Below are 8,490 nucleotides of genomic sequence, written 5' to 3'. Positions count from 1 at the left end.
GTATGCTTTTGCATCATGGAGTTCATAATCAATCGGTTTGATGAAGCCTCTTAAAAATCTTGGTCATGCCTTTGGCCAGGCGTTCATCCCAAACCGCGCGATTTCCATCAGCCGCTCCTGTGATGCTCCGTCCCGAGCTTGGACAGCCATGCCGCGTAGGAGGGATCCGTAGAACGCTGCCAGAGCCTCAATATCGGTACCTGTCGGCAAATCTCCTACCTCCAATCCCTGTTGCAGGCGTGCAGCCATAGCGCCTTCTGCCTGTGTCCGCTGACGAGCCAAAAGATCGCGCAAACGGTGCTGGTTCGGGGAGCATTGCGTTGCCGCGACTGAGATCATGCAGCCTGCAGGCTGGTCGGGGCGTGTAAATTCAACGGCAGCTGCTGTCGTTAAATCCTGAAAGACAGTTCGCGTATCGGCATCTTTACCGAGGATATCGAGAAACCAACCTCCAGCGACACTCATGTAGGTGTCAATCACCTCGTGATACAGCGCCTCTTTGCTTCCGAAAGCATTGTAAAAGCTGGAAGCACTGATCTTCATGACTGAAATCAGATCATCGAAGCTCGTCCCCTCATAGCCGCGATCCCAAAACAAGCGCATGGCAGCACACAAGGCTTCCTTGCGATCGAAGGATTGAGGGCGCCCCCGCCCTCGCCGCCCACTTGGGTCTTTTTTTGGTGTCATCGCTCCATAAATCCTTGAAACCGGAGATCCAAACCTTATATGCCGTATGTTGGAGGGGTTACTCCACATTTAAATCCTTTGCTTTCGACCAACCGGGCATAAAGTACGCATGTGCGTTCTGGCCCATACAGACAGGCACATATCCATGAGCAAACTTTCCGGAAAAGTTGCAATCGTAACAGGCGCCTCCAAAGGAATTGGGGCTGGTATCGCCAAGGCACTTGCCGAAGCGGGGGCCGCTGTCGTCGTCAATTATGCCTCCAGCAAGTCCGGAGCGGACGCCGTCGTCTCAGCCATTGCCAGCAATGGCGGTCAGGCCGTCGCTGTTCAGGGAGATGTTTCTCGTAAATCCGATGCGCAGGCCATCGTGGATGCGGCGATCAGTCAATTCGGGCGCTTGGATATTCTCGTCAATAATTCCGGGGTTTACGAATTTGCTTCGATCGACGAGATCACCGAAGACCATTTCCATCGTCTCTTTAATGTCAATGTGCTTGGCACTTTACTGACGACCCAGGCCGCCGCCAAACACCTTGATGATGGCGGTAGCGTTATCAATATCAGCTCCGTTGTATCTCGTATTACGCCACCAAATTCTGCGGTCTATACGGGAACAAAGGGAGCCGTTGACGCCATTACCGGTTCGCTCGCGCGTGAGCTGGGGCCGAGAAATATTCGGGTCAACGCTATCAATCCTGGCCTGATTGAAACAGAGGGCACCAAAACGGCCAATGTTGTTGGTTCCGAAATGGAACAGCTCATTATTTCACAGACACCACTGGGACGTAGTGGCCAGGTTCAAGACATCGCGCCACTTGCCGTATTCCTCGCCTCTGATGATGCGCGCTGGCTGACAGGCGAAACACTCATTGCCTCCGGTGGGCTGCGCTGACGTTTGACGTTAACCCGGCAGACCTCTGCCGGGTTAATATTTGATTATTGGTTTGTATTTACAAACAATATTGTCCGCGAAATATACTCTACCAAGAAGACTTAAGCCATATTATCTAGAGAATGCTTTTGTCCTAGGAATAGGGCTACCGTGGCTTATGAGCTCTCCGCTTAAACACAGTTTCCAGAGTGCGTTGGGAAGGTAACGGCGGATACGAAGGAAAATAATAGTCATAGTCCCCCATGAATTCTTTGTTGCACAAAGTCCAGCCTGTCTTGCCCCCAAAACAGTTCGTTTCCAACGACGTAAGTAGGAGTACCAAAGATACCAAGCTGTTCTGCGTCAGACAGGTTTTTTTCCCATACAGCGTACACCTCTGGCGTTTGGGAAAAGACTAAGAGTTCTTTGGCGTCGCAATGGAGTACGTTTTCAACAATACCCTCAAGCGTATTCGTATCTGCGATATCCTGATCATGGACCCATAATGCGGATTGAATCGCCCACGACAAAGCAACATCGTCATAGCCTTTGAGACCCGCGGCAATAACAAGACAAGCCGCATACTCTATAGTTCTGCAGGGATAATATTTCGGTTTCAGATTAAGCGGAATATCCAGAAACTTCCGCCAGCGGGTCAATTCAACCACATGATAATTCTGCCGGGCAGTGGGGCGCTCCCGCAAAGGGATTCCGCCATTACTCTGGATAATCCGAATTGGTCGCAGCACAAGTGATACGCCTTCCGACCGAGCAATTTCACGCAGCTTTGGCATCCCAAGATAAGCCCATGGCGACGAGATTCCATAAAAAACCTGGATCGTCCCCACGTTCGATGGCTGCTCGTTGGTCATTTTTGTTCCTTACATTGACAATATGAAAGAGTGATCGTGAATAAGAATGAGTTTAGATCATTAATCTCGTTGCGTCATGCGCTAACATAATATACGACTCAGTGAGTAGCTTATGGTTATAAACTTATTAATATAGTGATTAATGAGTTCAGCCAAAATGCGAATGGGCCTGTTTCCTCCAACCTTTTCGTCCGGATTCCGCCATGTCCGCATCTCGTGAGTTTCCAGCACTTCTGACCCTCCTTCTGCTGACATTAGGGGGCACTGCTCAGGCTGCAGATGAGCAACCGTCCGATCATGACGTCATGCATAGACAGCCCATTCCTTCCCGCGTGCCGAAGAAGGCGACCGCAACGCGCGCGCCTGTACCGATCAGCAAAGCGGAAGAAATTCACGTCAGAACAGAGACGCTCTCCGCAGGTGTGACCAATACGACACCGGGCGGAGGCCTCATGCCGGTTCAGACAGTTCCACGCATGCAGAGCGGGGTTACACGAGACTATATTGCGAAGCAGTCCCCGACCACGAACACACTTAACTTGCTTCAGATGTCCCCAGGGGCTGTTGTAGCTAATTCTGATCCCCTGGGTCTCGCGGACCATACGAGCATTACCGTTCGTGGTCTGGACCAGACAGAAATCGGTCTGGTGTTTGAGGGAATGCCCGCAGGCGATCCCATTTATGGGATCGCTGATACGTCCGAATGGGCAGATACGGAAAATATTGGTCGTGTCGATTTGGCGCAGGGAAGCAGCGACATTGCCGCTCCGGTCTATAATGCGGGTGGTGGCCAGATTACCGAAACGTTGCTGGACCCCAGTCACAAAGCCAGCGCACTGTTATCGCTTTCAGGCGGCACGCATGCGACGAACAAGGATTTTTTGCGTCTGGATAGTGGAGAAATCGGCCATTCCGGTGTCCGGGCATTCATGTCTGGTTCGTATACCCGCAACAATAACTGGCGCGGGCCAGGAACGAACCGTCGCTACCATGTCGATTCCAAAGCGGTAAAAGAATGGGGCGCAGACAATCGAGCCTCAGCAGTCTTTACCTGGAATACGATTGACGAATCCCCAACACGATATCTGTCTCTTGCGCAATGGAAGCAGTACGGAAAATCCTACAATTATTCTGGCGAATATACCCCAGGCAGCACAACCTATTACCGACTCTATCAATATAAGCGCTCTTCAATGATGATCAGCGCTCCAAGCCACTTTACGGTTGCAAAAGGTCTGACGGCTGATATCGCCCCCTACTATCAGTGGATGAGCGGGTCGGTCCCAAGTGGGACGACCCTGACACCTGGAAGCCTGTATCTTGGCAACCAGTCTGCGGGAACCGTCAGCTTCCCTACGCTCTATAACGGGAAAGCTGTGGCCGCAGCAATTGCAGGCTCCAACAGCTTCAATACGGGCTTCTCAGGTCATTTCACGCTGAAGACAGGCGTAAATACTCTCAAGGTTGGTTACTGGTACAGCAATCTGACCAAAAACTCCCTCTACGATTACTCTCCTGTCAGTGCGGCAGGTGACATCATCAATAATAATATCCGCACTCAAAACGGCTCCATCCTGGCGACCAAGAATTTCCACATGATGCAGCAGGTCAATGGCTTCTTCATTGAGGACGGGTTGTCTCTACTGAATCATCGGCTTGATCTGACCGCTGGGTTCAAAGCTGTGCTTCTGGCACGATCCGGAACAAACAACATTCCAGGTGCGACCTATCGTTGGGGAACAAATAGCGCAGTTCCGCTGCCGCGTTTCGAGGCCAGCTACAAGATTGACAAAAACAATCAGATTTTCATCGACGCGGTAACAAATTTCCACGCACCGATGTCAGACGTACCGTATTATGACGCTTTCAGTGTCTCGACCGGAAAGATATCGACGGCTGGAAAAACTGACCTCAAGAATGAATACTCCATTTCCGAAGAAATTGGATATCGTCATACTGGTCTTATCAATGCCTCCATTGGCTTCTTCAACTACAATTTCACAAACCGGCAGATTTCGACATCCGTTTATGTTGATGGCGCATTGACGACAAACCTCATCAATGCAGGCGGCCAAACGACGCGCGGAGCGCAGGTCGAGATTTCCCTTCGTCCCTGGCATCATTTGAGCCCATACGTTTCGGGGCAGTATCTCCATGCGACGATCGACAACAATCTTGCTGTTGGAAACGATCTTCTCCCAACCAAAGGGAAGAGTGCAGTCCTGACACCGAAATTTTCGGCATCTGCAGGCATATCTTATGATGACGGTCAGTTTTTCGGCAACGTATTCTTCAATTACGTTGATTCACAATACTCAACGTTCATGAATGATGAGAGCATCCCTGCCTACAAAACTGCCAATATGACGTTAGGGTACCGCATGAAGACTTACCACTTCATCCACCGCCCGACGATCCAGTTGAATCTTGTGAACCTCGGTGACAGCAACTACCTGTCCAGCGCCTATACGGTTCGGACGAATGCCAAGACCACAAAAGGTATATATGGAACGTCCGTCGCAGGCACTGCACCCAGCTATTATCTCGGGGGAGGATTTGCGGCGGTAACATCGATCACCCTCGGATTTTGAAACCATGATTACAGGACGTCAGATCGAAGCCTTTCATGCTGTCTTTTCGATCGGCAGCATGACAGGCGCAGCACGTCATCTCGGGCGCACGCAGTCTGCTGTCAGCCGTCTCATTATGGAACTGGAAAAAGCACTCTGCTTTACCCTTTTCGAGCGGAACGGGACGCGGCTGCATGCTACGCAGGAAGCACGCCTCCTTTATGATGAGGTCAAGCGCTCCTTCATCGGACTGAAGAATATTGAGGAGAAAGCCAGACAGATCGCTGCAGGTGGAAACCATCGCCGGATTACATGCGGCGCCACATCTGCACTCTCTGGCGGCCTTGTTCCCCGAGCGATCTCCGGTCTGATGCAATGCAGTTCAGATATTTCCATGTCCTTCAAAGGCATGCCAGCCGATGAGGTCGTCCGCTCCGTGACGGATGGGAGTGTTGATGTTGGTCTGGCGACCCTGCCCATCGACGATACCAATCTGCACATTCACTGGATTGGAGAAGCATCCTGTGTTGCCGTTCTGCATGAGGATCACCCTCTTGCCCAATCCGACAGCCTTTCTCTTCGTCAACTGCATACCCAGCAGGTTCTGACCGTGGGCAATCCCTTCCGGCTGCGACGCACGATCGACGCAGCTCTTCAGGCATCCGGGAACAGCTCGTTCACCAGGATAGAAACCAATACATCCCTCAATGCTGTCATGAGTGCCCGTGAAGAACTGGGAGTAGCCATTGTAGAGCCTGTAACAGCCTACGGCATTCCCATTGGCGGTACGGTCGTGCGGCCTATTGTGGAACATATTCCCTGGGCGTGGAGTGTGTTGACACCGGCGTTTTCGGCAGCTGATAGCGGCATTCTTCGCTTCATCGAACAGATCGAAATTACAGCGCGTGCCCTTTTGCCAGATTTTATCCGGCACCCACCCGAAGCGCTCGAAAAACTTCACACACGCCTTTTTCAGACCGAGCCAGGAGCACCAGATGCCAAAAGGAATTGAGGCCACCACACCAGCGCCAGCGCTCGATCTTCAGGACCTTGAAGCCCGTATTCACCGCGATCTGGATTATCTGAACCTCCCGGCAAAACCATGGGTTCTTCCACTCCATGATGCGCCTGAACCAACCTATGACGTGGTGGTGGTCGGCGCAGGCATGATCGGGCTCGCGGCGACTGCGGCTCTGCGGCTTCGGGGCATCAGTTCAGTCATCTGCCTTGATCGCGCTCCTGAAGGCACAGAAGGCCCCTGGGTCACCTACGGTCGCATGGTTACACTCCGTACAGCGAAATCTGCCTGCGGCCCGGCTTTGGGCATTCCCAGCCTGACGTTTCGCGCCTGGTTTGAAGCGCAGTTCGGTAATGCAGCGTGGGAACGCCTAAACAAAATTCCACGTGCACAATGGATGGATTACCTCGTCTGGTATCGACGCGTTCTGGACCTGCCTGTTCGTAACGGAATGGACGTTACAGATATTGCCCCGCAGGACGATGGCCTCATCAGGGTTACAGTACGAGGAGCAACCACCCCGGTTTTAGCTCGACGCGTTATACTGGCAACGGGAATAGACGGACTGGGCGCCCCATCCCTTCCTTCTGTTGCCAGTGGACTCTCCTCCCGGTTCTGCGCCCATTCCGCCGATATGATCGACTTCACAGCGCTTGTTGGAAAGCGTGTTGGGGTCGTAGGAGCAGGCGCATCGGCAATGGACAACGCTGCGAGCGCTCTGGAGGCTGGCGCTGCTGGCGTTGACCTCTTCGTCCGCCGCGAAGCTCTCCCAAGTGTGGATAAGTTCACCGGGATCAGCAGCGATGGGCTGGTCATGGGATATGTTGGCCTGCCGGACGCGGTAAAATGGGAGATGATGCGCCTTGGGCTTGACGCCCCTGTTCCTCCCCCACGCGACAGTACGCGCCGGGTTTTCAGGCACAAGAATGCAAGACTGCATGTGAGTGCCCCCCTGCTCTCGGTCGAAGAAACAGCATCTGCGTTAACCGTCACAACGCCTCATGGTGAAACGGAGCTGGATTTTCTGATTTTTGCGACCGGTTTTTCCTGTGACGTTACATCTCGACCAGAACTTTCCTCATTTGCGTCCAAGATCAGCCTCTGGGACGATCATTATACGCCTCCAGCCGGAGAAGAGAGTAAATCTCTCGGCCAATCTCCGTATCTGGCACCGGATTTTTCGTTCGTTGCACGCGAAGACAGTGACAAAGAGCCGTTATCCCGGATTTATTGTCTGTGCTTTGCCTCTGTGCTGAGCCATGGCAAGCTCACGAGTGGCGCACCCGCGATGGATGAGGCTGTTCAAAGGCTGGTCCATGGTGTCGCAGCATCTTTCCTGCGCGAAAACAGCCAGGACTGGCTGAATATTTTCCGTGAGTTCGACCGACCAGAACTCCTTGGGGATGAATGGCACCCCGAACAGATTGTCAACGGCACATCCACAAAGGTGAAGAGTAACGCATGACCGAGGATTCCTTTCAGCTGCACCAACGCAGCATCGTGATTGATGGCCTTCAGACCTGTGCCTGGAGCCGCGAAATCTTTGAACAGATGCGTGCCGGCGGCCTGACCGTTGTCAATGCTGCGTCCCTGCTGTGGGAGAACTTCAGTGAGGGCATGGCGTATGTCCGAACCTGGGAGCGGCACTTTGCTGAAAATGCAGATCTGATCATCCCAATCCGCTCCGTCGCGGATATCGAGACCGCCAAACGCACCAATCGCACAGGGATCAGTATCGGCTGGCAGAACACGTCCCCATTGGAAGACCGTCTGGATTATGTACGGCTTTTCAAGTTGCTGGGCGTCAATACCATGCAGTTGACCTACAACACCCAGAACTATTCAGGGGCTGGCTATCTTGAAGAACGTGACAGTGGCCTGACAGGCTTCGGACGCGAGGTTCTTCATGAAATGAACCGCCATGGCGTGCTGTGCGATCTAAGTCACGTAGGCGACCTGACGTCAGCCGACGTGATTGAGCATTCCCGACGCCCGGTCTGTATTTCACATGTGCTGCCACGCGCGCTTCGCGATGTGAAACGCAACAAGCCAGATCATCTGTTCCGGGCCTGTGCTGAAAAAGGCGGCATCGTGGGTGTCAGCCTGTTCTCTCCCGGATTGCGTGCGGGGAATGATGCGACAATCGATGATTATCTGGATGCCATGACGCATGTCCTGAACATCGTGGGTGAAGACCACATTGCGATGGGTACCGATTTCAGTACAGGACATCCCCGCCCTGGCCCGTGGCTGCTTTGGGCGAACCGGGACAAGGGATATGGACGTCAGCTGACAGAATTTGGCCGTACCACGATCCGCAAGCCAGCGGGCTTTGCCAGCATCCCAGAAACACCCAACCTGACAGCCGCCATGATGCGCCGTGGGTGGTCCACAGGGCTAATCGAGAAAATTCTCGGACAGAACTGGCTGCGCCTGTATCGCGACACATGGACACCAGAGGTCTGACGCGGC

Annotated in this window: 7 protein-coding genes; 5 read left to right on the top strand and 2 right to left on the bottom strand. The window is 53.0% G+C overall.

The window, feature by feature from the left end; translation table 11 throughout:
- Positions 1-63: 63 nt before the first annotated feature.
- Positions 64-687 (bottom strand): TetR/AcrR family transcriptional regulator, encoded by a 624-nt coding sequence (locus tag GCE01_RS14480; protein ID WP_244591250.1) that lies wholly within the window; start codon positions 685-687, stop codon positions 64-66.
- Between the two features lie 145 nt (positions 688-832).
- On the opposite strand from GCE01_RS14480, the gene GCE01_RS14475 reads away from it, so the two are divergent.
- Positions 833-1,579 carry a glucose 1-dehydrogenase gene (locus GCE01_RS14475; protein WP_099213413.1) on the top strand — a complete coding sequence of 249 codons (747 nt, stop codon included), beginning with the start codon at positions 833-835 and terminating at the stop codon, positions 1,577-1,579.
- A 230-nt stretch (positions 1,580-1,809) separates the two neighbouring features.
- Here the strand turns inward: GCE01_RS14475 and GCE01_RS14470 are convergent, their stop codons facing one another.
- Positions 1,810-2,430 (bottom strand): 2-hydroxychromene-2-carboxylate isomerase, encoded by a 621-nt coding sequence (locus tag GCE01_RS14470; RefSeq protein WP_099213412.1) that lies wholly within the window; start codon positions 2,428-2,430, stop codon positions 1,810-1,812.
- 203 nt (positions 2,431-2,633) lie between these two features.
- Here GCE01_RS14470 and GCE01_RS14465 point away from each other — a divergent pair, with 203 nt between their 5' ends.
- The 4 genes from GCE01_RS14465 to GCE01_RS14450 are packed head-to-tail and all read left to right on the top strand — an operon-like array spanning position 2,634 to position 8,484.
- Positions 2,634-5,021, top strand: a complete 2,388-nt coding sequence (locus GCE01_RS14465; RefSeq protein ID WP_099213411.1) for a TonB-dependent receptor — start codon at positions 2,634-2,636, stop codon at positions 5,019-5,021.
- Between the two features lie 4 nt (positions 5,022-5,025).
- Positions 5,026-6,012, top strand: a complete 987-nt coding sequence (locus GCE01_RS14460) for a LysR family transcriptional regulator (protein WP_099213410.1) — start codon at positions 5,026-5,028, stop codon at positions 6,010-6,012.
- The gene (locus tag GCE01_RS14455; protein WP_099213409.1) at positions 5,996-7,483 is read left to right on the top strand and encodes an NAD(P)-binding domain-containing protein; all 1,488 of its coding nucleotides are present in this window, start codon (positions 5,996-5,998) and stop codon (positions 7,481-7,483) included. Before GCE01_RS14460 ends, GCE01_RS14455 begins: the two co-directional genes overlap by 17 nt.
- Positions 7,480-8,484 carry a membrane dipeptidase gene (locus GCE01_RS14450; RefSeq protein ID WP_086633680.1) on the top strand — a complete coding sequence of 335 codons (1,005 nt, stop codon included), beginning with the start codon at positions 7,480-7,482 and terminating at the stop codon, positions 8,482-8,484. Before GCE01_RS14455 ends, GCE01_RS14450 begins: the two co-directional genes overlap by 4 nt.
- Positions 8,485-8,490: the final 6 nt, after the last annotated feature.

Source organism: Gluconobacter cerinus (assembly GCF_002723935.1).
Lineage (GTDB): Bacteria > Pseudomonadota > Alphaproteobacteria > Acetobacterales > Acetobacteraceae > Gluconobacter > Gluconobacter cerinus.
Note: the sequence above shows the minus strand (reverse complement) of the source record. Positions and strands in the feature narration are given on the sequence as shown.